This window comes from Klebsiella sp. 2019SCSN059 (assembly GCF_021739525.1).
In the GTDB taxonomy this organism is placed as follows: domain Bacteria; phylum Pseudomonadota; class Gammaproteobacteria; order Enterobacterales; family Enterobacteriaceae; genus Klebsiella; species Klebsiella quasipneumoniae.
Genome location: NZ_JAKKOM010000004.1, coordinates 60,918 through 82,996 on the forward strand (window position 1 = coordinate 60,918; position 22,079 = coordinate 82,996).

Genomic DNA, 22,079 nt, shown 5'->3' on the forward strand with positions numbered 1-22,079 from the left:
GGCTTCGCTATCGCGCCTGCAGCCCTTGCTGCAGGCGGGCGTGCAGTTTCAGCATGTTCTCCGTGATCGCCCGCCAGACGTGGGGGGAAAAGTCCGCCGGCAGCGTCCGGCGGGCGCTTTCGATGGCCTGCGGCACGCGGTCGGCAAACTCGTCAAGGATCGCCAGCATCTGATCCCGGGGAAAGTTAACCGCTTTGGCGGTCGCCAGAAAATGACGCGGATAGATGGCGTTAATCTCCGTTTTCCGCCCTCGGGTGGCGTTGAGCCCCATCGACAGCTTCAGATCGCGCAGATGCAGTCCCGTCCCTCCCAGCACCGGAAATGCCGAAATAATGTCGTAGAACGGCGTGAGCCGGTAGCTGCCGCCGGGCAGCAAAAAGAGCGAGAAATTCTTCGCATGCCCGTCCGTTGCCCCGGTTAGCCACTGGAACACCATGAACTTCATAAAGTCATAGCGATCTTTCAGGGCTTCACTGGAGCCCAGCAGAAAGGTCATGATCGCGGCGATACCCGGCCCGCCGTCAGACTCGTATTTCATCGACGACGGTATGCCGAATGCCTGACACAGATCCTCCTGCGGCAGCCGCAGCAGCACGCGCCCCTCCTGTGCCCAGCGCCGGTCGAAGCGGGTCACCGCCAGCGCACGGATCCGCGGGGTGGTGATAATCTCCGCCTCCGGCACCGCCAGGCCCAACGCCCTGGCCAGCGCCAGGCACAGATATTCGTTATCCACGCTTTCACGCAGATCCAGCGTCGCATTGGGCTGTTTTATCTCGCCAATGGGCAGTTTAATGATATGGGTGGTCGGGGTGGTGCCCTGCGGAATACACCAGTGCTCGCCCATTCGCAGCAGCGCGGTTTTCTCCTGGGCGCCGGCCACCGAGATACGAAAATCGTCCTGGCCGGTCACCATCCCGAGCGGAATATCCGACTGGTAGGCGGTCAGCAACGCGGTCAGTTGCGCCTCATCCAGCGTCTGCCAGCGCAACGCTGCAAGATGCGCCTCTTCTCCCGGCGGCAGCAGAGTCACCGCCCCTACGCTATCCCGGCCGACCTCGGCCAGCAGATCGAACGGCTGTTTCGAGCGCGCCTGATAGCGCCTGACGATCCGGTCGCGGACCTGTGGGCTGTCGGGCAACAGGTTATCAAAATAGTGATACACCGCGTCGGCGGTGATATTGCCATACTGCAGCGGCAGCGAGAGGGAGAGCGGCCTGGCGCGCGGGCTGCGCAGCCACTCGTCATCATAGCGGAAACTGTGCGCCCCGTTGGCCTGGCGGGTTAAGGTTCCCACGCGCACATTGTTCATCCAGGTGGTGAGCGTCGCCATTACCAGTCCAGATCCGTGGTGTTATCGGGGGCCGTCGCCGTCTCGGCCGGTTTGGCGTTCAGGGTCATCACCACCCCCAGCGACTGGAGGATCTTGAACAGGGTGGTCAAGGTGGTTTTGTCCGGGTGATTTTCAAAATTGGACAGCGTCGCCTGTTTAATGCCGATCCGGCTGGCCAACGCCTCCTGAGTCCAGTGATTTTGCTGGCGCAGCAGTTTCAGGTAATTGGCCAGCTGAACGGGACTGTATATCTGCGGGGAATGCATCGCTTGTTCCTCACCATCGTTTATCCCCCTATCGGGATAAATCTGCTTTTATACCCTACAGGGGATAATGTCAAGGTTATCCCCTGGTGGGGATAGGAGTATAATTATCCTTGTGTGGGGATAAAACAGGAAGAATGGTGGCCGGAGACACCCTTACATGCCCGGTGGCGGCTGCGCCTTACCGGGCCTACGGGCTGTCTCTGCCCGCTCCGTAACGATCCAGGCCGGGCAAGCGCAGCGCCGCCCGGCAACGGGCATCCGGCTCTGTTGCCGGCTTAATGCCCGGTGGCGGCTGCGCCTTACCTGGCCTACGGGCTGTCTCTGCCTGCTCCGTAACGATCCAGGCCGGGCAAGCGCAGCGCCGCCCGGCAACGGGCATCCGGCTCTGTTGCCAGCTTAATGCCCGGTGGCGGCTGCGCCTTACCGGGCCTACGGGCTGACTCTCCCCGCTCCGTAACGATCCAGGCCGGGCAAGCGCAGCGCCGTCCGGCAATGGGCATCAGGCTCTGTTGCCGGCTTAAAGCCCGGTGGCGGCTACGCTTTACCGGGCCTACGGGCTGTCTCTGCCTGCTCCGTAACGATGTAGGCCGGGCAAGCGCAGCGCCGCCCGGCAATGGGCATCCGGCTCTGTTGCCGGCTTAATGCCCGGTGGCGGCTGCGCCTTACCGGGCCTACGGGCTGACTCTCCCCGCTCCGTAACGATCCAGGCCGGGCAAGCGCAGCGCCGCCCGGCAATGGGCAGCCGGGCTTAGCTGCCGCGGTAGGTCGACCACCCGCCCGGGGCTATCAGGAACGGCAGATGGAAATGGTCATCTGTCGCCTCGCCAATGACAAAATCAATCTGCGCCCGGGTAAAAACGCTCTCGCGCCCGACGCGGGTAAACCACGCCCCCGTTTCCGCGGTTAAGCAGTAGCGCCCCGCCGGCAGCGGCGCGGCGCTGAAGGTGGCGATACGCCCCTGGGCGTTAGTCACCAGGTTCGCCAGCGTCTCGCCCTCCCGGCTCAGGCTGACCGCCACGCCTTCCGCCGGCGTGCCGGTGGAAATATCCAGAATATGGGTGCTCAGGGTACTCATTCGCCAATCGCTCCTTCCAGTCTTAACATCGTAATTTCCCGCAGCTGGGCAAGCGCCTCAGCCACTTCTTCGTCGACGGTATGCTGCAGCCGGCGCGTCAGCGCCTGCAGCATCTCTTCGCCGCTGCGCCCTTTGGCGCGGATTAAAAACACCCGGCCAAAACGAGCCTCGTAGCGGGCATTCCCCTCCCGCAGGGCCTGCGCCAGCTTTTCATTATCGCTGTCCACCGCCGACTGCTCCTGGCGCGACATCGTCGCGTGCGCCTGGCTGCCGGTCGGTTTTTCCCCGATCCGCGGATGGGCGCTGAGCGCCGCGTTCAGCTCGTTCTCCCCCCAGTCGGCCATCGCTTCCCGGGCGACCTGCAGCAGCGCTTCACGGCAGGCGAAGGGTCGCAAGCTCACCAGCGTATCGCTCCAGGCCGGGATCGCCACGCAGGGGGCCAGCAGCGCCACTGCCTCATCATGACTCAGACGGTTAAACTGTCTCAGCGCGATCATCCTGACTCCTTATCGTTTTCGTCGCCGCCTGCTCCTGCGGCAGAACAAGGTTCAGCGCTATCGCCACCAGCCCACCGCTGGTGGCCGCCGAACCGAACAGATCGCCGACCATCGGCGGAAAATGGCTGAGAAACGCCGGCACCGACTCCACGCCAAGGCCCGCGCCAAACGCCAGACCAACGATCAGCACATCGCGTCGGGTGAGCGGGTTCTGGGTAATGATCCGGATCCCGGCCGCTACCACACAGCCAAACATCACCATCGTGGCGCCCCCCAGCACCGGCGCCGGGATCTGCCGCAGCAGTTCGCCCACCGGCGGGAACAGCCCAAGCAGGATCAGAATCACGCCAATGTAGCGCCCGACATAGCGGCTGGCCACCCCGGTCATCTGGATCACACCGTTGTTCTGCGCGAAAGTCGTGTTCGGAAAGGCGCTGAGCATCGCGGCCACCATGCAGCTGACGCCGTCCGCCAGGATACCGCCCTTCAACCGGTTGCGGAAAGCGCGATCGTCAACAGACTGTTGCGAAATCAGCGAGTTGGCCGTCAGATCGCCCACCGCCTCCAGAATACAGACCAGCGACACCAGCGCCACCGGCAGAAAAATCGCGCTGTTAAACTGAAAGCCAAACGGAAACAGCGTCGGCAGGCGAAACAGGGTGTCGCCCAGGCTGTGAAGGTGGAACTGACCGCTCAGCCCTGCCGCCACACAGCCCACGGCAATGCCCACCACCACCGAGGAGAGCCGCAGCCAGCGGTTTTTGGCGCAGCTCAGCAGAACGATAACGCCCAGGGTACCCGCCCCGAGCGCGATATTGCTCATGCTGGCGAAATCCTGCGCCTTTTCGCCACCGCACCAGTTAATGACGCTGACCTTGATCAGGCTGATGCCGATCAGCGCAATCACGCTGCCGGTAATGATGGGGGTAAAGATTTTCTTCAGCGGTTCAATAAAGCGGCTGACAATCACCGGCACCAGGGCGGCGACAAAGTTAACGCCAAACAGCATCGCCATAATATCCTGCGGCCCGCCGCCATGCGCTTTCACCCACATCCCTCCGGCTACCGCCACGCCAAGAAAGGCGAAGCTGGTGCCCTGCATGCAGATCATCCCGGCGCCAATGCCCCAGACCCGGTTGGACTGCAAAAAGGTACCGATACCCGAGGCCAGCAGCGACATACTGATGAGATACGGCAGCCAGTCGCCAAGTCCGAGGGTGGCGCCGATAATCAATGGCGGCGTGATGATCCCCACCAGACCCGCCAGCACATGCTGGAGGGCGCTAAAAAAGGCCGCAAGCGGTGGGATCCGCTGTTCAAGGCCGTAAAGCAGGCCGCTGTGATGTTCGTCAGACATGGTGTTATCCCGTAGCAAAGAGAAGTGCAAGAGCTTCTGCACAAAGCAGGCCAGAGACGACCAACGCGAACGAATAAATTTATTAATACTTTAATATCAATTAGTTAAATCACTCCAGTCATGCCTCGCTCCCCACCGCTGCGGAACCAGAGTACTGAAACGATAGATTCTTAATGCAACATACAGAAACTTTTGATTCATAAAAAGGCAACCAATGCGTCACATTGCACCGATGTGGTGCGTCATGACCTATCGCTGTGCCTCAGGCCGGCGGTTTTCCACCTTCCGGCGAACTGGTACGCAAATTGCTGTAGTCAGTCACAACATCGGGAGAAGGAGAAAAAAATGAAAGCAATCGTGATTGGCGCCGGCATCGGCGGCTTAAGTGCGGCAGTGGCGCTCAAACAGTCGGGGATCGACTGCGAAGTCTATGAAGCGGTGAAAGAGATCAAACCGGTCGGCGCGGCGATTTCCGTGTGGCCCAACGGCGTGAAGTGCATGGCCCACCTCGGTATGGGCGATATCATGGAAACCTTCGGCGGACCGCTGCGCCGCATGGCGTATCGCGATTTCCGCAGCGGCGAGAACATGACCCAGTTCAGCCTCGCGCCGCTGATCGAACGTACCGGCAGCCGCCCCTGCCCGGTCTCCCGCGCAGAGCTGCAGCGGGAAATGCTGGATTACTGGGGACGGGAAAGCGTGCAGTTTGGCAAACGTGTCACCCGCTGTGAAGAAAACGTCGACGGCGTGACGGTGTGGTTTACCGACGGCAGCAGCGCCAGCGGCGATCTGCTGATTGCCGCCGACGGCAGCCATTCCGCGCTGCGTCCGTGGGTGCTCGGCTTTACCCCGCAGCGCCGCTACGCCGGCTACGTCAACTGGAACGGTCTGGTGGAAATAGATGAAGCGCTGGCGCCCGGCGATCAGTGGACCACCTTTGTCGGCGAAGGCAAGCGCGTCTCGCTGATGCCGGTCTCCGCCGGCCGGTTCTACTTTTTCTTTGATGTGCCGCTGCCGGCGGGTCTGGCGGAGGATCGTGACACCCTGCGCGCTGACCTCAGCCGCTACTTTGCCGGCTGGGCGCCGCCGGTGCAGAAGCTGATCGCCGCCCTTGACCCGCAGACCACCAACCGTATTGAAATCCACGATATCGAACCATTCAGCCGCCTGGTGCGCGGTCGCGTCGCGCTGCTGGGCGACGCCGGACACAGCACCACCCCGGATATTGGCCAGGGGGGATGCGCGGCGATGGAAGATGCGGTGGTGCTGGGCGCCGTTTTCCGCCAGACCCGCGATATTGCGACCGCCCTGCGCGAGTATGAAGCCCAGCGCTGCGACCGGGTCCGCGATCTGGTGCTGAAGGCGCGCAAGCGCTGCGATATCACCCACGGAAAGGATATGCAGCTCACCGAAGCCTGGTATCAGGAGCTGCGGGAGGAGACCGGCGAGCGGATTATCAACGGCATGTGCGATACCATCCTCAGCGGGCCGCTGGGCTGACGGTCGCCATGGATTCAATCACCGCGCTCAGCGTCTGAATGGCCATCTGCGCAGGACGCGATAGCTGACGCGAAGGCGCGGTGCACAGCGCCAAAGTCAGCGGCCGCAGCAGCGTACTGCGCAGCGGGATAAAGGCCAGCTGTCCGCGCTGAACCTCGTCCAGCACGTCGAGCAGGCTGAGGAGCGTCACGCCGCTGCCGCGCAGCACCAGCGACTTAATGAGCCGGATATCATTGCAGCTGATGGTATTCTCCGGCGCAAAGTCATGGTGGCGATAGAGAAGCGCCACCCGCTCATGAACGATCAGCGGCGCGCCGGGCACGATGTGCCGCTCGAGGCTGAGCTCGCCCAAAGACAGAGCCCTCGCCCCCGCCAGGGGGTGGTCCGGGCGCATCACAATCCCCACCTCCAGTTCGGCAAAGGCCAGCACGCTGAGTCCGGCCTGCCCCTGCGGATCGAGGATCAGACCGACGTCCAGATCCGCCTGACGCACTTTCTGGCTGACGGTGTGGCTGTCGGCCACCTGCAGATCCAGCTCCAGCCACGGCCAGCTGGCGATAATCTCCGCCAGCGCGGCGGCGAAGCCACCTTCCGCCAGCGCCTGCACCATACCGACGCTGACGCTCCCGCGCTTCATCCCCTGCAGCTCATCAAATTTCTGCCGGGTCTGGCGAAACTCCTTCTGCCAGCGCAGCAGATTGTCATACAGCAGTTCGCCCGCGGTGGTCATCCGCAGTCCCTCCGGCAGCCGCTCGAACAGCGGTGTCCCGAAGGCCTCCTCGGCCTGCAGGATCTGGCGGTTAATCGCCGAGGCGGAGATATGCAGCTGCTCGGCGGCCCGGCGCAGGCTGCCGCAGCGGGCCACGGCGATGAAATAGTGGGCGAAACGGGAAAATGGACTCATGGCGACCCTGTACTCTTTTTTGCAACAGCAGAGTGAATTAATGGTGATGGATGTGAACACCCTAATATGACAACAATAATCTCACAACAATAAAACAATCACCGATGTGAGCAGGAAGAGAAATCATGAAGACAACCATCCCGACGCCCCCCGCCCATTGCACCTTTGATCCAGAGGACTGGCTGCGGCTGGCCCGCTGCTGGCACCCGGTGGCCCGCGCCTGCGATATTGGCGGCGCCCCGGTGAAAGCCACCCTGCTGGACGAACAGCTGGTTATCTATCGCATTAAAGGTCAGGTGGTGGTCGCCCGCGACGTCTGCCCGCACCGCGGCGTCCCGCTGACCCTGGGGTTTCATGAAGAAGAAGGCATCGTCTGCCCCTATCATGGCCTGCGCTTTGGCGAGGATGGCCGCTGCAACCGCATCCCCTCCAGTCCGGGGCAACCCATTCCAGCCAAACTGCATCTCACCAGCTTCGCCGTGGAGGAGCGCTACGGGCTGATCTGGACCTGCCTGGCCTGCGATCCGGACAATCCGCCGCCGTTACCGACCATGCCGCACTGGGACGACGCCGGCTTTCAGCAAATCAACTGCCCGGCCTTCGAGGTGAAGGGCTTTGCCGGCCGCCAGGTCGAAGGCTTTCTCGATGTCGCCCACTTTGCGTGGATCCACACTGATACCTTTGCCGACCCGGACAATCAGCAGGTGCCGGACTACACCCCGCAGGAGACACCGTTCGGTTTTGTTGCCGACTACTGGAGCTCGGTGGGCAATTACCCGGCCAGCTCCGATTTCCGCGCGCCGGAAGGGTTCCAGTGGCTGCGTCACTTTGAAATGCATCTGCCCTTCACCGCCACGCTGACCATCCATTTCCCTGCCGATGCGAAGCTGGTGATCATGAACGCCGCCTCGCCGGTGTCGTCGCGCGTGACGCGGATGTTCGCCCCTATCGCCCGCAATTTTGACCTGCATGTGCCGGTGGAAGACGTTCATGCGTTCAACCTGCGGGTGTTTGAGGAGGATCGCCTGATGGTTGAGACCCAGCGCCCGGAGCGGCTGCCGCTGGATCTGACCCTGGAGGCGCATATTCCGGCAGACCGCAGCTCTATCGCCTACCGGCGCGGGCTGAAGAAGATGGGCTTTGGCGATTTCTTTCTGGTATGAGTGGAGGTCTTATGCGCGACATACTCCCGGTGGTGGTCGATGGCCTGTGGCGCCAGGGCGCGAAAAATCTGGCCGTTCGTCTGGTGAGCGCCGATGGGCAACCGCTGCCGGCGTGGACGCCCGGCGCCCATATCGACCTCCATCTCCCCTGCGGGCTGATCCGTCAGTATTCGCTGACCGGCAGCCCGGCCGGGCGGGATCACTATCTGCTCTGCGTCGCCCGCGAGGCGCAGTCGCGAGGCGGCTCCCGTTATATTCATGACACCCTGCGTCCGGGGCAGCCCTTGCTGATCTCTGCCCCGCGCAACCACTTTCCCCTGCGCGGGGGCGGCCACGTGGTGCTCCTCGCCGCCGGGATTGGCATTACGCCGCTGCTGGCGATGGCCCACGCCCGGGCGGCGTCCGGCGCCAGCTTTACGCTGCACTACTACGTCAGCCGCGCGCAGGAGGCCGCCTTCGCCACCGAGATCGCCAACCAGCTCACCGGCGGAACCTGCCTGATCCACTGCTCTGCCGACGGACAGAGTCCGCGCCTGCGGCTGGCCCAGGATCTGGGCGCGCCGGACGCCGACACCCGGGTCTATTTCTGCGGACCGGCAGGGTTTATGAACCAGGTCCGCGACACCGCGCTGGCTGCCGGCTGGGCGGAGGCGCAACTGCACAGCGAAGCGTTCCAGCCGCCCGCCCCGACGGCGGCCTCGGCGGCGGACGGAACCTTCACCATCACCCTCGCCTCCACCGGGGAGCGCTGGCCGGTACCGGGGGACAAAACCATCGCCCGGGTGCTGCAGGAGCATGGCGTCGACGTGCCGCTCTCCTGCGAGATGGGGATCTGCGGCGCCTGCCTGACGCCGGTGCGGGAGGGAACGGTCGACCACCGGGATACCGTGCAGTCGGAGGCGGAAAAACAGGCAGCGGAGCAGCATATTGCGCTGTGCTGCTCCCGCAGCCTGTCGGCCAATTTAGTTATCGATCTCGCGGGATAAGCGACCGGTCTCCGGCTGTTCGGCGCGGGCGACCGGTTTCACCCGCACGGCGGTGAAGACCACGACCATCGCGGTCAACAGCAGCACACCGCTGCCGGTGAAGACGCCGCTGGCGCCGTGCAGATCGAACACCGCCCCGCCGCCGGCGGCGCCGGCGCTGATGGCCAGCTGAATAGAGGCCACCAGCAGACCGCCCGCGCTTTCCGCCTCATCCGGCACGGTGGTGGCCAGCCAGGTGGACCAGGCCACCGGCACCAGACCGAAGGCAAACCCCCAGAGGGCGACCAGCAGCCCGTCGAGCACGCTCAGATGACCAAACGTCACCATCAGCAGCGCCAGGACGCTCATCATCAGCGGCACCAGCGCCAGGGTCAGACGCAGGCTGCGGCTCAGCAGATAGCTCGCTACCGAGGTGCCGATAAAGTTAGCGATACCGAAGCCGAGCAAAATCAGTGAAACGCCTTCAACGCTGGCCTGCGCGACGGTCTCAAGGAACGGACGCAGGTAGGTGAAGAAGGCGAAATGGCCGCTGAAAATGAGGATCGATGCCAGCATGCCGCCCAGCATACCGGGACGGCGCAGCACCCTGAACAGCGTGGAGAAGGTGCCAACGCTTTCCGGGCGCATGGAGGGCAGCACCCACAGCTGCCAGAGCAGCGCCAGCAGGCTGGGTATCGCGCAGAGAATAAACACGTTGCGCCAGCCGATCAGCTCCCCGAGGTAGCTGCCGAGCGGCGCGGCCACCACCGTGGCGACAGACACCGCGGAAAAGATGATCGCCAGCGCCTTCGGCACATGGGCCGCCGGCACCAGACGCATCGCCGTGGCGGTGGACATCGCCCAGAAACCGCCGATGGCGATCCCCAGCAGCAGACGACCGAGCAGGAGAAACGCCAGCGAACCGGCAAAAGCGACCATCAGGCTGGAGACAATCTGCAGCACGGAAAAAAACATCAGTACCCAGCGGCGGTCGATATTGCGGGTGGCGGTGGCGATCAGCAGGCCGGTGACTAACGCCACCAGCGCCGTGGCGGTCACCGCCTGCCCGGCCATCCCTTCGCTGACGCCGAGGCTGCTGGCCATCGGCGTTAACAGGCTGGCGGGCAGAAACTCGGCCACGATCAGGCCGAACACCCCGAGGGCCAGGGCATAGACGGCACGCCAGGCAGGCCTGACGGGTGTCAGGCTTGCGTCAGCAGCTATGCAGGAAGTCATATACATCTCTCCAGGTTTATTAACATCCTGGTCATCTTAGGGGCTTACCCCTGGACGATATATGATGCATACTCTTCAGTTATTGATTATTCGTCCGGAATTACCATGAGCCAGCCTACAATCGACCTGACCAGCGAACTGCTGCGCGGTATGCGCCTCTCCGGCGTGAATTACCGGCGCATCGAAACCTCCCGCCCGTTTGGCGTCGGCTTTAGCGCCGTGGCGGGCAAAGCCCAGTTCCATTTCATCAGCCGCGGACCGGTGCTGCTGCGCATGGCCAGCGGAGAACAGTTCACCCTGGAGAGCGGCGACGCGCTGTTTATTCCCAACGGTGACGGACACGCCCTGCTCTCCGATCCGCAGGCCGCGGTGGTGAATGTGGCGCAGCTGGACAGCGAAACGGTGTGCAGCACGGTAAGTTGCATCAACGCTGGCGGCCAGCCTGACTGCCCGGAGCGCGCCGTGATTTTCAGCGGTTGCATGGACTTTGAGCTCGGCGGCATGCAGCCGCTGGTGAAGGCCATGCCCGAGGTGATGCGGGTGAGTTGCCTGCTGCACACCTGGCCGGAGATCCAGCCGCTGCTGGCCGCAATGGAGCGGGAGTCGCTCACCCGCCAGGCGGGCTATGCCGGGATCCTCGCCCGGCTGGCGGACGTGGTGGCCGCGCTGATTGTCCGCGGCTGGGTGGCATGCGGGTGCGGTAACGCCACCGGCTGGGTGCAGGTCCTGCGCGATCCCCGGCTGGCGAAAGCGATCTACGCCATGCATCAGCGTCCGGGCGTGAACTGGAAAGTGGAAGATCTGGCGCGGGAGGCGGGGCTGTCGCGCTCTCTCTTCGCCGAGCGTTTTCTTGCCGCCACCGGCACCACCCCCGCCCGCTATCTGACCGAGCTGCGTATGCGGCTGGCGGTGCAGTACATCACCCACGAAGGCCAGGCGCTGGAAAAGGTGGCCTTCCGCCTCGGGTATCAGTCGCTGGCGGCCTTCAGCCGGGCTTTCAAACGCATCACCGGCCAGCCGCCGGGGGCCCTGCGCGCCACGGCACGCTAGAGTCAGCCTTTATATAAAGCGATACACGCCGTTGCCAACGCGAAAGCGTTGCCCCTTAAGCGCCGGGTTGGCGACGCGAAACACCAGTTCGGTCAGCTGGTTGGCGGCTCCTTCGCGGAAAGTAAACCACTGGCCGCCCACGTCCAGCCCCTGCTCCCCCTGTGGCGGGAAGCCCAGCAGCGCCTGCCAGCGATCGCGCACCGCCTGCGGATTGTCCACCTCGAACACCGCCTGCTCGAGCACAATGTCGCCCAGCGGATGAGGCACGTTCAGCCCCTGGTCGCGCAGCCGCGCCAGCCTGGTCTCGTCGTCTTCTCCCCACTGCAGCACAAAAGGATAGACCAGCCCGTCGGTGTCGCCATCAATGGTGAAGATCCGCCAGCGGATGACATTGCCCTGCGGATCGTGGCGCTGGCCATCGACGATCGGTGACACCGCCAGCCCCTTGCGACGCAAGTGGTCATGGGTGGCGTCGATGTCGTCGCTGCGCAGCGCGACGCGAAACAGTGCTTCGTTCTCCGGCAGCAACCGCGCGGCATCCCGCGAGAGCAGAAACCTGTCCTTCGCGACGCGCAGTTCGTCCGGGTCGGAAATGGCGAGGAATTCGATATAGGTCAGACCAAAATAGCTCAGCGCATTGCGGGTTCCCCACCCCGGATGGCGCCCGCCGGCCACCGCCCGCAGCTGCTGTCCGGCAAAGGTTTCAATCGCCGCTTCCGGCTGATTCACAAACTGTACTGCGTGGTCCCACTGCAAGGTTGCCATGATCTCTCCCGCGGTTGTGCCTGTTCAGGCGTCTGCGGCAAAAGATAGTGCTGGGGTGAAGGGAATGGCAAACAAGAATTAAGTATATCGAAAGCTGGATAAGTGATTTATATCAACGCGGTATATGGAGTCTGACAGGCGATGAAACGGCGGACTAACGAATGGCCCGCCGGCGGGATCAGACCGACCCTTCTTTCTCAATCACCAGAATACGCGCCGCCCCCTGGGGATGAGCGACATGCTCGCATCCCACCTCGGCGTAGAAGATATCGCCGGCGTTCAGCACGATCACCTGCTCCTCGCCGTTGACTTTCACATGCATCGCCACCTGACCATCCATGACGGCAAACACCTCCTGACCGTCGTTGATGTGCCAGATATAGGGTTGGTCGGTCCAGTGCAGGCGCACGGTGGTGCCGGAAAAATTGGCGATATCCAGTGCGCCCCACGCGCGGTCGGCGGTGAAATCTTTACTGCTCCAGCTCTGCATAATGATGTCCTGTGGTAAGGGTTATTTTTTCTGCCAGTTTGCCCATGGATCCGCTTTCTCTGCCGGCGCATCGTCGTCGAGCGAAGCCAGATACATCGCCTCCACCTCTTTACGCGCCCACGGCGTCCGGCGGAGAAATTTCAGGCTGGACTTGATGCTGGGATCGCTTTTAAAGCAGTTAATGTTGACCTGGCGGGCCATTTCCGCCCAGCCGTAGCGCGCGACCAGGGCATTGAGCAGCGCTTCCAGCGTCACGCCGTGCAGGGGATCTTTTGAACTGTGCATGAGGATACATCCGTTCCGCATTAAAAAAGTGCGCCCACCTTACTGACTCTCGATGACGGGCGCAACGGCTTCAGTTCGCCCTTACGCCTTTATCTATTTAACGCAAAAGCACTGAACCCCGCGCGAACATAAATTAGAAAATAACGTTATTGGTTGATTATCTGGCCCTGAGGCAAGCTGTGCTCAGCCCCGAACAGAGGAAATCACCATGCGCTGCTGTTGTGCCCGAACCCTGAACCTGAATCGACCCATAACATATTATCCCGTTTTCGGAGAACACAATGAACGCGACAACCCTGCCGATTCTCGATCTGGCCCGCTACGCGGACCCCGCGGATAAAGCGGCCTTCCTGGCCGACCTGCGCCACGCCGCCCGCGACATCGGCTTCTTTTATCTGATCAACCACGGTGTCGACGACGCGCTTCAATATGAAGTTCAGCGCCAGTCCCAACGCTTTTTTGCCCTCGATGAGGCGCAAAAACAGCAGGTGGCGATGATTCACTCCCCCCATTTTCGCGGCTATAACCGCGCGGCCTCTGAGCTGACGCGCGGCCAGCCTGACTGGCGAGAGCAGTTTGATATCGGCGCCGAACGTCCGGCGCTGACCCTCAGCGATGACGCCCCGCGCTGGCAGCGCCTGCAGGGTCCGAATCTGTGGCCTGCCGCCCTGCCGTCGCTTAAACCGGTATTACTTCACTGGCAACAGCAGATGACCCAAGTGGGGATCCGCCTGCTGCGCGCCTTTGCCGAAGCGCTGCAGCTCCCGGAGAATGCCTTTGACCGACTCTATGGCGACAAACCCAACGAGCATATCAAACTGATCCGCTATCCCGGCCAGCAGGAGACGCAAAGCAGCCAGGGCGTCGGCGCCCATAAAGATTCCGGTTTTCTCAGCTTCCTGCTGCAGGACGAACAGAAAGGGCTGCAGGTTGAGGTGGCGCCCGGGCAGTGGATCGACGCTGTGCCGCTGGCCGGCAGCTTTGTGGTCAATATTGGCGAACTGCTGGAGCTGGCCACCAACGGCTATTTGCGCGCTACCGTTCACCGGGTGGTGTCGCCGCCGGCGCAGCAGCAGCGCCTCTCCATCGCTTTCTTCCTTGGCGCCCAGCTTGACGCGGTGGTGCCGGTTTATACCCTGCCGCCCGAGCTGGCGCGTGAGGCGCGCGGTCCGGACAGCGACCCGCACAATCCGCTGCTGCGCGATGTCGGCTGGAATTATCTCAAGGGCCGTCTGCGTTCCCATCCGGACGTGGCGGAACGCTACTATCAGGACGTGTTTCGCGAACGCGCCGAGCAATTGATCGTTTAACCATAACTAAAAAGGAACACACCATGAAATATGCCGCTTTTAAACTGGCAGGGGTCGCACTGTCTCTTTCTCTGGCATGGACGTCTGCCCAGGCCGCCGCGCTGCGCGTCGCCGCGGACCCGGTTCCCCACGCGGAGATCCTCAACTACATCAAAAAAATCGATCCCAGCCTCGATCTGAAGGTGGTGGAGCTGACCAGCGGGGTCAACGCCAATGAACTGCTGGCCAGTGGCGACGTGGATGCCAACTACTTCCAGCATGTTCCCTACCTGAAGGATCAGGAAAAAGCGCTGGGTAAAACCTTTGCCGTCGCGGCCACCGTGCACATTGAGCCGCTGGGGATCTACTCGCACAAACATAAAAATTTCTCGTCGCTGCCGGACAACGCCACGGTGGCGGTGCCGAATAACACCACCAACCTGAGCCGTGCGCTGTTCCTGCTGCAGGCGCAGAAGCTTATCAAGCTGGACCCTAAATTTACCGACCCGGCCACCACTCTGGCGACGCCGAAGGATATTGTCGAGAACCCGAAGCACCTGAAGATCCTGGAGATTGAATCGCCGCAGATCCCGCGCTCCCTCGACGATGTCGACCTGGCGGTGATTAACGGTAACTACGCCCTCGAAGCCGGGCTGGTGCCGGCGAAAGACGCTCTGGGGCTGGAAAGCGCCGAGCATAACCCCTACGCCAATATCCTGGTGACCACCCCAGCCCTGGCCAATGACCCGCGCATTAAGGCGCTGGCGAAAGACCTGACGTCGCCGCAGGTAGCGGAGTTTATCCGTAAAAACTACAACGGCTCGGTGATCCCGGTGGCCCCTCAGTCATGATAACCATCGAAGGGCTGAGCAAAACCTACGCCGGAACCGGCCGACCGGCGCTGAACGATATCGCGTTACAGATCCCGAAAGGGGCGATATACGGCATTCTCGGGCGCAGCGGCGCCGGCAAAAGTACGCTCATCCGCTGTCTCAATTTGCTGGAGCGGCCCACCTCGGGCCGCATTCTGGTGAACGGACAGGATATTACACAGCTGAACAAGGCGGCGCTGCGGGATTATCGCCTGCGTACCGGGATGATTTTCCAGCACTTCAATCTGCTGCATGCCCGCACCGTCGCCGACAACATCGCGGTGCCGCTGGAGATAGCCGGGGTGCCGCGGGCCGCTCGCGAAGCGCGGGTGCGCGAACTGCTGGAGCTGGTGGATCTCAGCGACAAGGCCGCCGCCTTCCCGTCTCAGCTTTCCGGCGGGCAAAAACAGCGCGTCGGCATCGCCCGGGCGCTGGCCGCCCGACCGGAGGTGCTGCTGTGCGATGAGGCGACCAGCGCGCTGGATCCCGAGACCACCGCCTCGGTGCTGGCTCTGCTGGCGGATATTAACCAGCGGCTCAATCTGACCATTGTGCTGATAACGCACCAGCTGGAGGTGGTGAAAACCATTTGTGACCACGCGGCGTTGCTGGAACAGGGCGAAATTGTCGAAAGCGGTAAACTCGCCGACCTGCTGGTGACCCCGTGGTCGCGGCTGCGTCAGTCGCTGCTGCACGACCCGCAGGCTGAACAGGATTTTCTTACCCGTCACGGCGTTCAGGGGAGGCCATTATGCGGAGTAGCATGAGCTGGGAAGATTTGTGGCCGTTATTACTCGACGGCACGCTGGATACGCTCTATATGGTGGGCCTGGCGGCCCTGTTTACCGTGCTGATCGGGCTGCCCACCGGTGTGTTGTTATTTATTTCCCGCGCCAACGGCCTCGCGCCGATGCCGAAACTGAACGCGCTGCTGGGGGCGGCGATCAACATCGGCAGATCGTTACCGTTTATCGTGCTGCTGATCGCGCTGATCCCTTTTACCCGCCTGATCGTCGGCACCACGCTGGGCAGCACCGCCGCTATCGTGCCGGTGACCATCGGCGCCTTTCCGTTCTTTGCCCGCCTGACGGAAAACGCGCTCGACGAGGTGGATTACGGGAGAATCGAAGCCATTCTGTCGATGGGCGGCAACGTCTGGCACGTGATTTTTAAATCTCTGCTGCCGGAAGCCCTGCCGACGCTGCTGGCCGGGATTACGCTGACCATCGTGATGCTGATTGGCTTTTCGTCGATGGCCGGGGTGATCGGCGGCGGCGGGCTCGGCGACCTCGCCATCCGCTACGGCTATCAGCGGTTCAATAATGAGGTGATGTTTGGCACGGTGCTGATCCTGGTGGCGATGGTTCAGGGCGTACAAATGGCCGGCGATCGGCTGGTGCGCCGCCTGGCACACCGCCGCTAACCGTCAAACATTAATTCCAGCCGCACTCAGCCGCCAGCTGGCGGACCAGACTGGCGGCGTCACACTCGCGGATCAACCCCACACCCTGCCCGGCCCAGTGCGCGCCATACTCATGGACGCCCTGGGCTTTCGCGGCGGCGGCCAGCGCTTTGCCGATATCATATGCCAGCGGATAATCCGGCACAGCGCTCGCCGGACAGGCTTCCCCCACTGCGCAGAAGGTATTCGCCAGACAACGTGCCGGACGCCCGGATATCGCTGAGGTCAGTACCGTACGCCCGTCAATGCTGTTAGCGATCGCCGCGCGGTAGCCGGCGTCGGCGGCCGATTCCGCACAGAGTAAAAACGCCGTGCCGAGCTGAGCGCCCTGCGCCCCCAGCTGCATCACGCTGGCGATCCCCGCGCCGTCCATGATGCCCCCGGCGGCAACCACCGGGATGGTCAGCCGACGCCGCAGATGTTGCACCAGAATAAAGGTGCTCATCTGCGCATCTGGCTCCTGCGGGTCGAAGATCCCCCGGTGCCCGCCCGCCTCAAAGCCCTGAGCGACCACCACGTCAATCCCCTGCTCTTCAATGACCTGCGCCTCCTTAAGCGACGTCGCCGTGGCCAGAGTGACGATCCCCTGCTGTCGCAGGCGCTGGATCGCCTCGCGCTCAGGAAGGCCGAAATGGAAGCTCACCACCGCGGGTGAGAGATCGAGAAGCAGCTCCAGCATGGCGGTGTGGCCGATAAACGTCTGGTATATCTCCCTAAGCGACGCCGGAGGGATACTGCCAAAGCGGGTAAAATGGGGGCGCAGCGTCTCAGCCCAGTCCGCCTCCCGTCGGGCGTCGCGCCGGGGCGGCGCATGGCAAAACAGATTGACATTGAACGGCCGGTCCGTCAGCTGGCGGGTGGCGACGATCATCGCTTCCGCCTGGGCAACGGTTGAAGCGCCCAGCCCCAGCGAACCCAGCGCCCCGGCATGACTCACCGCGGCAGCCAGCGCGGGGGTGGAGACGCCCGCCATCGGGGCCTGGATCAGGGGGTAGTCAATATCAAGAAGCGAAAGCAGTGAATTTTGCATGGGTTCCTCGTTCATGAGCGATGCCGGAGGCTTACCATCTCTTTTAAAGATGATAAGATCAACATCATTATCATATTGAGAATAAAAATATGAACCACAGCACACTGCAGATTTTTATCCAGGTGGCCGACACGCAAAGCGTCACTCTGACAGCAAAACGGCTTGGCCGCGCCCAGTCCAATATCACCACCCGTATTCAGCAACTGGAAGAGGAGCTTGCCGTGGAACTCTTCGTCCGCGGCAACAAAAAAATGGTGCTGTCGCCGGCAGGCGTTCAGTTTCTCAGCTATGCCCGGCGGATCCTGAGCCTGGCGGAAGAGGCAAAGCAGAGCCTGCATCCAACCACGCCCGGCGGCAGCCTGCGGCTGGGCGCGATGGAGGCGACCGCCGCCAGCCGTCTGCCGCCGCTGCTCACCCGCTTCCAACAGCGGTGCCCGCAGGTGGATGTCACGCTCAGCACCCGGCCGACCCGCCAGTTAACCGAGGGGGTATTAACCGCCGCCCTTGATGCCGCGCTGGTCTGCCTGCCGCCAGGGACGGATGGCCAACCGGCTTGCCCGCCCGGCCTGGGATCTGTCCCGGTGTTTCAGGAAACCCTGATGCTGGTCCGTCCGCAGAGCGCTGGCCCGCTGCGGTTCGCGGCATTTGCCAGCGGCTGCAGCTATCGGGCGCTGGGAGAGCGCTGGCTGGCGGAACAACAGGCGGCCGTCGAGGTGCATGAGGTGAGCTCCTATCACAGCATGCTGGCCTGCGTAGCCTCCGGGCGCTACGCCTGCCTGTTGCCGCAGAGCGTGCTGGCGCTGATGACGCTTCCCGAAAACAGCCTAAGCGAACCGCTGTGCGAGGCGACCACCCAGCTTATCTGGCGCCAGGGGTTCAGCACCTCCGCCCTCAGCGAGTGGCGCATCCTGTTGCAAAGCGCCGCGAACGGCTAAGCTAAAAGAGGAAACCGCGACGCACTCGCCGGAGGCGAACCTGAGCTCTTACCGACAAACGCAGAGGCGTTTTGCCGCTACAGTATCCATCCGAGCGACAAAATCGTTTTCGCCAGGTCGCGGCCATGATGCCGCTTTTTTGCCGGGTGGCGGCTGCGCCTGACCCGGCCTACATGGCGGCGCTTAGCCGGCTAAAGGGATCCTCCGCTCCGTAGGCCCGCGCAAGCGCAGCGCCGCCGGGTGCCAGTTCGCAGCCATGATGTCGCTTTTTTGCCGGGTGGCGGCTGCGCCTGACCCGGCCTACTGGCGGCGCTTAGCCGGCTATAGGGGCCTCCGCTCCGTAGGCCCGCGCAAGCGCAGCGCCGCCGGGCGACGGGTCGCGGCCATGATGCCGCTTTTTTGCCGGGCGGCGGCCGCGCCTGACCCGGCCTACATGGCGGCACTCAGCCGGCTAAAGGGATCCTCCGCTCCGTAGGCCCGCGCAAGCGCAGCGCCGCCGGGCGCCAGGTCGCGGCCATGATGTCGCTTTTGCCGGGTGGCGGCTGCGCCTGACCCGGCCTACATGGCGGCGCTTAGCCGGCTATAGGGGGCCTCCGCTCCGTAGGCCCGCGCAAGCGCAGCGCCGCCGGGCGACGGGTCGCGGCCATGATGCCGCTTTTTTGCCGGGTGGCGGCTGCGCCTGACCCGGCCTACACCTTTTGGGAGTCATTATGTCGTTCTGCCACATGCGCATCGCCAGACCGGTCAGCGAACTGGAGAGCACCGCCAGCATGTATTGCGCCGGGCTGGGGCTGCAGCAACTTGGAAGCTTTACCGATCATGAAGGATTCAGCGGGATGATGATCGGTTCGCCGGATGCCAGTTGGCATCTGGAATTCACCCACTGCCGCCACCATCCCGTTACCCCCTCGCCAGGAGATGAAGATCTGCTGGTGCTGTACTATCCGCAGCCTGAGGCCTGGAAGGCACAATGCAGCGCCATGGACGCCGCCGGGTTTCTGCGCGTCACGGCATTCAACCCCTACTGGGAGGTCAACGGCGTCACTTTCGTCGACCGCGACGGCTATCGTACCGTGCTGCAAAACCGCGCCTGGGGGGAAGTGCGAAACATTTCACATCACGAGGAGCCTCAATAACCTCCCCGAGGTGACCCGCACCGCGCCCGGCGGGGGCGTTAAGCCTGTTCCGCCCGCAGCCACGGCGTCACGGTAAGCCCGGCCAGCAGACCTTCCGGACTGAGCAGGCGGGTGACGGTCTGCCCCCACGGCTCGTCGCGCGCGGCAACAAGGAGATGGTACCCCTGCTGCTGCAGCCGCGCCGTCGCCGCGGCAAGGTCGCGGACCTCAAATTCAATCCACGCCTGCGGCACCGGCTCCGTCTCCGGCCACTGCTCCTGACCAAAACAGGACTGCGCCGCCTGCGCCAGCGGCCACAGCGCAAAATGCTTCACCCCGCCGATGGCATCCTGCTCGCTAAGCAGATACGCCTCGTTACCCGGCATCGGCTTCAGCGGCAATCCCAATGCCTGACAATAGAAATCACGGCTTTGCGAGGTGCTTTGGGTAATAGGGCCGAAGCCCGCAATGAACATAACGTCAATATCGGCGAATTCCTGGGACATATTCTCTCCTCAAGGCGGCGGTAAGATACCGTCATCATGCCCCGAAGCCGGCGTCAGCGGCAACACCGTTAATGACGGCGGCGAGGCCATCGATCACGGATAAAACGCCCTCGCCACTCGCCAGCCTCTTCGCGGCGCGTTATGCTAAACATCCCTATGTATTAACCCTTTATCCCTATGAGCACTTCCGTCAGCACCACTCAACTTAATCTGCGCATCATTTCGATCGTTGTTTTTACCTGTATCTGTTATCTCTCTATTGGTCTGCCGCTGGCCGTTCTGCCGGGATATATTCACTATCAGCTGGGCTACAGCACCTTTGTCGCCGGGATCGTGATCAGCCTGCAGTACATCTCGACGCTGATAAGCCGGCCGCACGCCGGGCGCTACACCGATATCTGGGGCCCGAAAAAAGTGGTTAGCCTCGGGATCGTCTGCTGTCTGCTCAGCGGCGCCTTCACGCTGCTGGCGGTAATGTTGCAGGCGATGCCGATGCTGGCGATTGCCGCGCTGTTGGCGGGCCGGGTGTTTCTTGGCGTCGGCGAAAGCTTTACCGCCACCGGCGCCACGCTATGGGGGATCAAAACCGTCGGCGCGATCCATACGTCGCGGGTGATCTCCTGGAACGGCGTGGCAACCTATGTGGCGATGGCGGTCGGCGCGCCGCTGGGGGTCACCCTTAACCAGTATTTCGGCATCAGCGGCTTTGCCACGGTGGTGGTGCTGGTCGCCGCCATCGGCCTGCTGTTCGCCCGCACGCGGCAGGACGTCAGCGTGACCGCCGGCGTCAGAGCGCCCTTTCACGCGGTGGTGCGCAAAATCTGGCCTTATGGGCTGGGGCTGGCCTTTGGCACCGTCGGTTTCGGCGTTATTGCCACCTTTATCACCCTCTACTTTGCCGCGCACAGCTGGCAGGGCGCCGCGTTTACCCTCTCGCTGTTCAGCGTCGGCTTTATCTGTGTTCGCCTGGTGCTGGGGAACACCATCACTCGCTATGGCGGGGTCCCGGTGTCCCTGGCCTGCTTCGTCATCGAATGTCTCGGCCTGCTGCTTATCTGGCTGGCGCCGTCGGCCTGGGTGGCGGGGATCGGCGCCTTTCTCACCGGCTCGGGTTTTTCGCTGGTCTTCCCGGCGTTGGGGGTTGAGGCGGTAAAACAGGTGGAAGAGCAAAACCAGGGGACCGCCCTTGGCACCTACTCGGCGTTCCTTGATCTCGCGCTGGGGCTGACCGGGCCGCTGGCCGGCTGGGTCGCCGGTTACTACGATCTCGCCACCCTGTATCTGCTGGCGGCAATCGTCGTAGTGTTCGCTTTCCTGCTGATTTTACGCGTATATCTGCAACAGCGGGCCGCGGTCAGGACGTAGCCAGGCCCGGCTCGCGGAACGCCGCGGGCCGCCGACACCGGCAAAAAACGAATCGGCAATTGACGACGATTCGGCTTCCGTGCCAACATCCCCTTCAGCGTCTGGCGACAGATGCAAGGACGGTGGCGGAAAACAACAGAGATCGCGCAACGATCCGGCCCGCCGCCGTAGTCCAATCCGAATCACTGACCCACACGGTGAATTCCTGATTCTGGCGGGAAACACAGACATGCACCAAAGTTTTAATCAGCGCGTTCATTTCTATTACTGCGTCCTGGTCGCGCTGAAGATGCACGGAAAGTCGAAAAAGTCGGGCGGTATCAGAGGAAAGAACAACTTTCTGCTGAAATGGCTGCGCCGGGCGCAGGATAACAACATTTTCCCTCCCGATATCACCAGTGAAATAGAATGGCTGCGCGGGAAGATTATTCAGGCCGGCTACGATACCGATCTCGAGCCGATGCTGGATTTTGTTTACGCCACCGCCAGCCGCGCCGAAGCGCTCAAGAACGCCGAATAAGCCACTGCGCCCGCTGCGGGCGCAGATGCTGCCCAATCCGCTTACTCCCTGACAATGTGCCCATCACGCACGGGATAGCCTGCTGAGGTTATTTTATCGGTG

General features: G+C 62.7%; 24 protein-coding genes. 12 read left to right on the plus strand and 12 right to left on the minus strand.

The genetic code is table 11. The features are described 5' to 3' along the window. Window positions 1–7 precede the first annotated feature (7 nt). From L2I46_RS06550 to L2I46_RS06570, 5 genes are all read right to left on the minus strand, one after another. Window positions 8–1,330, minus strand: a complete 1,323-nt coding sequence (locus L2I46_RS06550; RefSeq protein ID WP_072420212.1) for a type II toxin-antitoxin system HipA family toxin — start codon at window positions 1,328–1,330, stop codon at window positions 8–10. After that, window positions 1,330–1,596 carry a type II toxin-antitoxin system antitoxin HipB gene (hipB, locus tag L2I46_RS06555; protein WP_023289667.1) on the minus strand — a complete coding sequence of 89 codons (267 nt, stop codon included), beginning with the start codon at window positions 1,594–1,596 and terminating at the stop codon, window positions 1,330–1,332. The genes L2I46_RS06550 and hipB overlap by 1 nt, the downstream gene beginning before the upstream one ends. A gap of 748 nt (window positions 1,597–2,344) precedes the next feature. Next, the gene (gene uraH / locus L2I46_RS06560) at window positions 2,345–2,671 is read right to left on the minus strand and encodes a hydroxyisourate hydrolase (protein ID WP_121936072.1); all 327 of its coding nucleotides are present in this window, start codon (window positions 2,669–2,671) and stop codon (window positions 2,345–2,347) included. Then, window positions 2,668–3,168 carry a 2-oxo-4-hydroxy-4-carboxy-5-ureidoimidazoline decarboxylase gene (gene uraD, locus L2I46_RS06565; protein ID WP_236947643.1) on the minus strand — a complete coding sequence of 167 codons (501 nt, stop codon included), beginning with the start codon at window positions 3,166–3,168 and terminating at the stop codon, window positions 2,668–2,670. The genes uraH and uraD overlap by 4 nt, the downstream gene beginning before the upstream one ends. Next, entirely contained in the window at window positions 3,146–4,525 is a 1,380-nt protein-coding gene (locus L2I46_RS06570; RefSeq protein ID WP_236947644.1) for a nucleobase:cation symporter-2 family protein, read from the minus strand. Before L2I46_RS06570 ends, uraD begins: the two co-directional genes overlap by 23 nt. 345 nt (window positions 4,526–4,870) lie before the next feature. On the opposite strand from L2I46_RS06570, the gene hpxO reads away from it, so the two are divergent. Beyond that, on the plus strand, window positions 4,871–6,025 hold the full coding sequence (gene hpxO, locus L2I46_RS06575; protein ID WP_171879000.1) for an FAD-dependent urate hydroxylase HpxO: 1,155 nt from the start codon (window positions 4,871–4,873) through the stop codon (window positions 6,023–6,025). Here the strand turns inward: hpxO and hpxR are convergent. Then, a complete protein-coding gene (gene hpxR / locus L2I46_RS06580; RefSeq protein WP_044522995.1) occupies window positions 6,006–6,929 on the minus strand; it encodes a LysR family hpxDE operon transcriptional regulator HpxR in 924 nt (307 codons plus the stop codon). The two genes, hpxO and hpxR, sit on opposite strands and share 20 nt — an antisense overlap. Window positions 6,930–7,054: 125 nt before the next feature. On the opposite strand from hpxR, the gene hpxD reads away from it, so the two are divergent. Together hpxD and hpxE are read left to right on the plus strand one after the other, a co-directional pair. After that, window positions 7,055–8,092 carry a molybdenum cofactor-independent xanthine hydroxylase subunit HpxD gene (hpxD, locus tag L2I46_RS06585; RefSeq protein ID WP_048297498.1) on the plus strand — a complete coding sequence of 346 codons (1,038 nt, stop codon included), beginning with the start codon at window positions 7,055–7,057 and terminating at the stop codon, window positions 8,090–8,092. A gap of 11 nt (window positions 8,093–8,103) precedes the next feature. After that, entirely contained in the window at window positions 8,104–9,078 is a 975-nt protein-coding gene (gene hpxE, locus L2I46_RS06590; protein WP_236947645.1) for a molybdenum cofactor-independent xanthine hydroxylase subunit HpxE, read from the plus strand. On the opposite strand, the gene L2I46_RS06595 is transcribed toward hpxE, so the two are convergent. After that, a complete protein-coding gene (locus L2I46_RS06595; RefSeq protein ID WP_032452827.1) occupies window positions 9,055–10,293 on the minus strand; it encodes an MFS transporter in 1,239 nt (412 codons plus the stop codon). The two genes, hpxE and L2I46_RS06595, sit on opposite strands and share 24 nt — an antisense overlap. Window positions 10,294–10,398: 105 nt before the next feature. Between L2I46_RS06595 and L2I46_RS06600 the strand changes: the two genes are divergently transcribed. Then, complete coding sequence (locus tag L2I46_RS06600; protein ID WP_085550856.1) at window positions 10,399–11,343, plus strand: AraC family transcriptional regulator; 945 nt, start codon at window positions 10,399–10,401, stop codon at window positions 11,341–11,343. Window positions 11,344–11,352: 9 nt separating this feature from the next. On the opposite strand, the gene L2I46_RS06605 is transcribed toward L2I46_RS06600, so the two are convergent. The 3 genes from L2I46_RS06605 to L2I46_RS06615 all read right to left on the minus strand — a co-directional run bounded on the left by L2I46_RS06605 (window position 11,353) and on the right by L2I46_RS06615 (window position 12,883). Beyond that, window positions 11,353–12,108, minus strand: a complete 756-nt coding sequence (locus L2I46_RS06605) for a VOC family protein (RefSeq protein ID WP_236947646.1) — start codon at window positions 12,106–12,108, stop codon at window positions 11,353–11,355. Between the two features lie 178 nt (window positions 12,109–12,286). Further along, complete coding sequence (locus L2I46_RS06610; RefSeq protein ID WP_023289656.1) at window positions 12,287–12,598, minus strand: cupin domain-containing protein; 312 nt, start codon at window positions 12,596–12,598, stop codon at window positions 12,287–12,289. A 21-nt stretch (window positions 12,599–12,619) separates the two neighbouring features. After that, window positions 12,620–12,883 carry a VF530 family DNA-binding protein gene (locus tag L2I46_RS06615; protein ID WP_004205937.1) on the minus strand — a complete coding sequence of 88 codons (264 nt, stop codon included), beginning with the start codon at window positions 12,881–12,883 and terminating at the stop codon, window positions 12,620–12,622. Window positions 12,884–13,164: 281 nt separating this feature from the next. Here L2I46_RS06615 and L2I46_RS06620 point away from each other — a divergent pair, with 281 nt between their 5' ends. The 4 genes from L2I46_RS06620 to L2I46_RS06635 are packed head-to-tail and all read left to right on the plus strand — an operon-like array spanning window position 13,165 to window position 16,467. Then, window positions 13,165–14,193 carry an isopenicillin N synthase family dioxygenase gene (locus L2I46_RS06620; protein WP_049014130.1) on the plus strand — a complete coding sequence of 343 codons (1,029 nt, stop codon included), beginning with the start codon at window positions 13,165–13,167 and terminating at the stop codon, window positions 14,191–14,193. 23 nt (window positions 14,194–14,216) lie between these two features. Beyond that, window positions 14,217–15,023: a MetQ/NlpA family ABC transporter substrate-binding protein gene (locus L2I46_RS06625; RefSeq protein WP_032452814.1), complete on the plus strand. Its 807-nt coding sequence runs from the start codon at window positions 14,217–14,219 to the stop codon at window positions 15,021–15,023. After that, window positions 15,020–15,811 carry a methionine ABC transporter ATP-binding protein gene (locus L2I46_RS06630; protein ID WP_023289653.1) on the plus strand — a complete coding sequence of 264 codons (792 nt, stop codon included), beginning with the start codon at window positions 15,020–15,022 and terminating at the stop codon, window positions 15,809–15,811. The genes L2I46_RS06625 and L2I46_RS06630 overlap by 4 nt, the downstream gene beginning before the upstream one ends. Next, window positions 15,808–16,467, plus strand: a complete 660-nt coding sequence (locus tag L2I46_RS06635) for a methionine ABC transporter permease (protein WP_072096700.1) — start codon at window positions 15,808–15,810, stop codon at window positions 16,465–16,467. Before L2I46_RS06630 ends, L2I46_RS06635 begins: the two co-directional genes overlap by 4 nt. Window positions 16,468–16,477: 10 nt before the next feature. Here the strand turns inward: L2I46_RS06635 and L2I46_RS06640 are convergent, their stop codons facing one another. Next, window positions 16,478–17,536, minus strand: coding sequence for an NAD(P)H-dependent flavin oxidoreductase (locus L2I46_RS06640; RefSeq protein WP_369822364.1), 1,059 nt, complete (start codon window positions 17,534–17,536; stop codon window positions 16,478–16,480). Between the two features lie 89 nt (window positions 17,537–17,625). On the opposite strand from L2I46_RS06640, the gene L2I46_RS06645 reads away from it, so the two are divergent. Both L2I46_RS06645 and L2I46_RS06650 read left to right on the plus strand, forming a co-directional pair. Further along, complete coding sequence (locus L2I46_RS06645) at window positions 17,626–18,471, plus strand: LysR substrate-binding domain-containing protein (RefSeq protein ID WP_101861580.1); 846 nt, start codon at window positions 17,626–17,628, stop codon at window positions 18,469–18,471. A 710-nt stretch (window positions 18,472–19,181) separates the two neighbouring features. Further along, a complete protein-coding gene (locus L2I46_RS06650) occupies window positions 19,182–19,607 on the plus strand; it encodes a VOC family protein (protein WP_139620335.1) in 426 nt (141 codons plus the stop codon). Between the two features lie 38 nt (window positions 19,608–19,645). Here the strand turns inward: L2I46_RS06650 and L2I46_RS06655 are convergent, their stop codons facing one another. Then, window positions 19,646–20,092 carry a VOC family protein gene (locus tag L2I46_RS06655; protein WP_032452804.1) on the minus strand — a complete coding sequence of 149 codons (447 nt, stop codon included), beginning with the start codon at window positions 20,090–20,092 and terminating at the stop codon, window positions 19,646–19,648. A gap of 177 nt (window positions 20,093–20,269) precedes the next feature. On the opposite strand from L2I46_RS06655, the gene L2I46_RS06660 reads away from it, so the two are divergent. Next, complete coding sequence (locus L2I46_RS06660) at window positions 20,270–21,457, plus strand: MFS transporter (protein WP_023289646.1); 1,188 nt, start codon at window positions 20,270–20,272, stop codon at window positions 21,455–21,457. A 229-nt stretch (window positions 21,458–21,686) separates the two neighbouring features. Further along, complete coding sequence (locus L2I46_RS06665; protein ID WP_008804940.1) at window positions 21,687–21,977, plus strand: hypothetical protein; 291 nt, start codon at window positions 21,687–21,689, stop codon at window positions 21,975–21,977. Window positions 21,978–22,079: the final 102 nt, after the last annotated feature.

What these genes read in the sequence shown, in the direction of transcription:
- L2I46_RS06550 (WP_072420212.1), bottom strand. Translation starts at nt 1,330, where the DNA reads ATGGCGACGCTCACCACCTGGATGAACAATGTGCGCGTGGGAACCTTA.
- L2I46_RS06660 (WP_023289646.1), top strand. Translation starts at nt 20,270, where the DNA reads ATGAGCACTTCCGTCAGCACCACTCAACTTAATCTGCGCATCATTTCG.
- hpxE (WP_236947645.1), top strand. Translation starts at nt 8,104, where the DNA reads ATGCGCGACATACTCCCGGTGGTGGTCGATGGCCTGTGGCGCCAGGGC.
- L2I46_RS06655 (WP_032452804.1), bottom strand. Translation starts at nt 20,092, where the DNA reads ATGTCCCAGGAATTCGCCGATATTGACGTTATGTTCATTGCGGGCTTC.
- hpxD (WP_048297498.1), top strand. Translation starts at nt 7,055, where the DNA reads ATGAAGACAACCATCCCGACGCCCCCCGCCCATTGCACCTTTGATCCA.
- uraD (WP_236947643.1), bottom strand. Translation starts at nt 3,168, where the DNA reads ATGATCGCGCTGAGACAGTTTAACCGTCTGAGTCATGATGAGGCAGTG.
- L2I46_RS06650 (WP_139620335.1), top strand. Translation starts at nt 19,182, where the DNA reads ATGTCGTTCTGCCACATGCGCATCGCCAGACCGGTCAGCGAACTGGAG.
- uraH (WP_121936072.1), bottom strand. Translation starts at nt 2,671, where the DNA reads ATGAGTACCCTGAGCACCCATATTCTGGATATTTCCACCGGCACGCCG.
- L2I46_RS06600 (WP_085550856.1), top strand. Translation starts at nt 10,399, where the DNA reads ATGAGCCAGCCTACAATCGACCTGACCAGCGAACTGCTGCGCGGTATG.
- L2I46_RS06625 (WP_032452814.1), top strand. Translation starts at nt 14,217, where the DNA reads ATGAAATATGCCGCTTTTAAACTGGCAGGGGTCGCACTGTCTCTTTCT.
- L2I46_RS06630 (WP_023289653.1), top strand. Translation starts at nt 15,020, where the DNA reads ATGATAACCATCGAAGGGCTGAGCAAAACCTACGCCGGAACCGGCCGA.
- L2I46_RS06645 (WP_101861580.1), top strand. Translation starts at nt 17,626, where the DNA reads ATGAACCACAGCACACTGCAGATTTTTATCCAGGTGGCCGACACGCAA.
- L2I46_RS06595 (WP_032452827.1), bottom strand. Translation starts at nt 10,293, where the DNA reads ATGACTTCCTGCATAGCTGCTGACGCAAGCCTGACACCCGTCAGGCCT.
- L2I46_RS06570 (WP_236947644.1), bottom strand. Translation starts at nt 4,525, where the DNA reads ATGTCTGACGAACATCACAGCGGCCTGCTTTACGGCCTTGAACAGCGG.
- L2I46_RS06610 (WP_023289656.1), bottom strand. Translation starts at nt 12,598, where the DNA reads ATGCAGAGCTGGAGCAGTAAAGATTTCACCGCCGACCGCGCGTGGGGC.
- L2I46_RS06615 (WP_004205937.1), bottom strand. Translation starts at nt 12,883, where the DNA reads ATGCACAGTTCAAAAGATCCCCTGCACGGCGTGACGCTGGAAGCGCTG.
- L2I46_RS06665 (WP_008804940.1), top strand. Translation starts at nt 21,687, where the DNA reads ATGCACCAAAGTTTTAATCAGCGCGTTCATTTCTATTACTGCGTCCTG.
- L2I46_RS06635 (WP_072096700.1), top strand. Translation starts at nt 15,808, where the DNA reads ATGAGCTGGGAAGATTTGTGGCCGTTATTACTCGACGGCACGCTGGAT.
- L2I46_RS06620 (WP_049014130.1), top strand. Translation starts at nt 13,165, where the DNA reads ATGAACGCGACAACCCTGCCGATTCTCGATCTGGCCCGCTACGCGGAC.
- hipB (WP_023289667.1), bottom strand. Translation starts at nt 1,596, where the DNA reads ATGCATTCCCCGCAGATATACAGTCCCGTTCAGCTGGCCAATTACCTG.
- L2I46_RS06605 (WP_236947646.1), bottom strand. Translation starts at nt 12,108, where the DNA reads ATGGCAACCTTGCAGTGGGACCACGCAGTACAGTTTGTGAATCAGCCG.
- hpxO (WP_171879000.1), top strand. Translation starts at nt 4,871, where the DNA reads ATGAAAGCAATCGTGATTGGCGCCGGCATCGGCGGCTTAAGTGCGGCA.
- hpxR (WP_044522995.1), bottom strand. Translation starts at nt 6,929, where the DNA reads ATGAGTCCATTTTCCCGTTTCGCCCACTATTTCATCGCCGTGGCCCGC.
- L2I46_RS06640 (WP_369822364.1), bottom strand. Translation starts at nt 17,536, where the DNA reads ATGCAAAATTCACTGCTTTCGCTTCTTGATATTGACTACCCCCTGATC.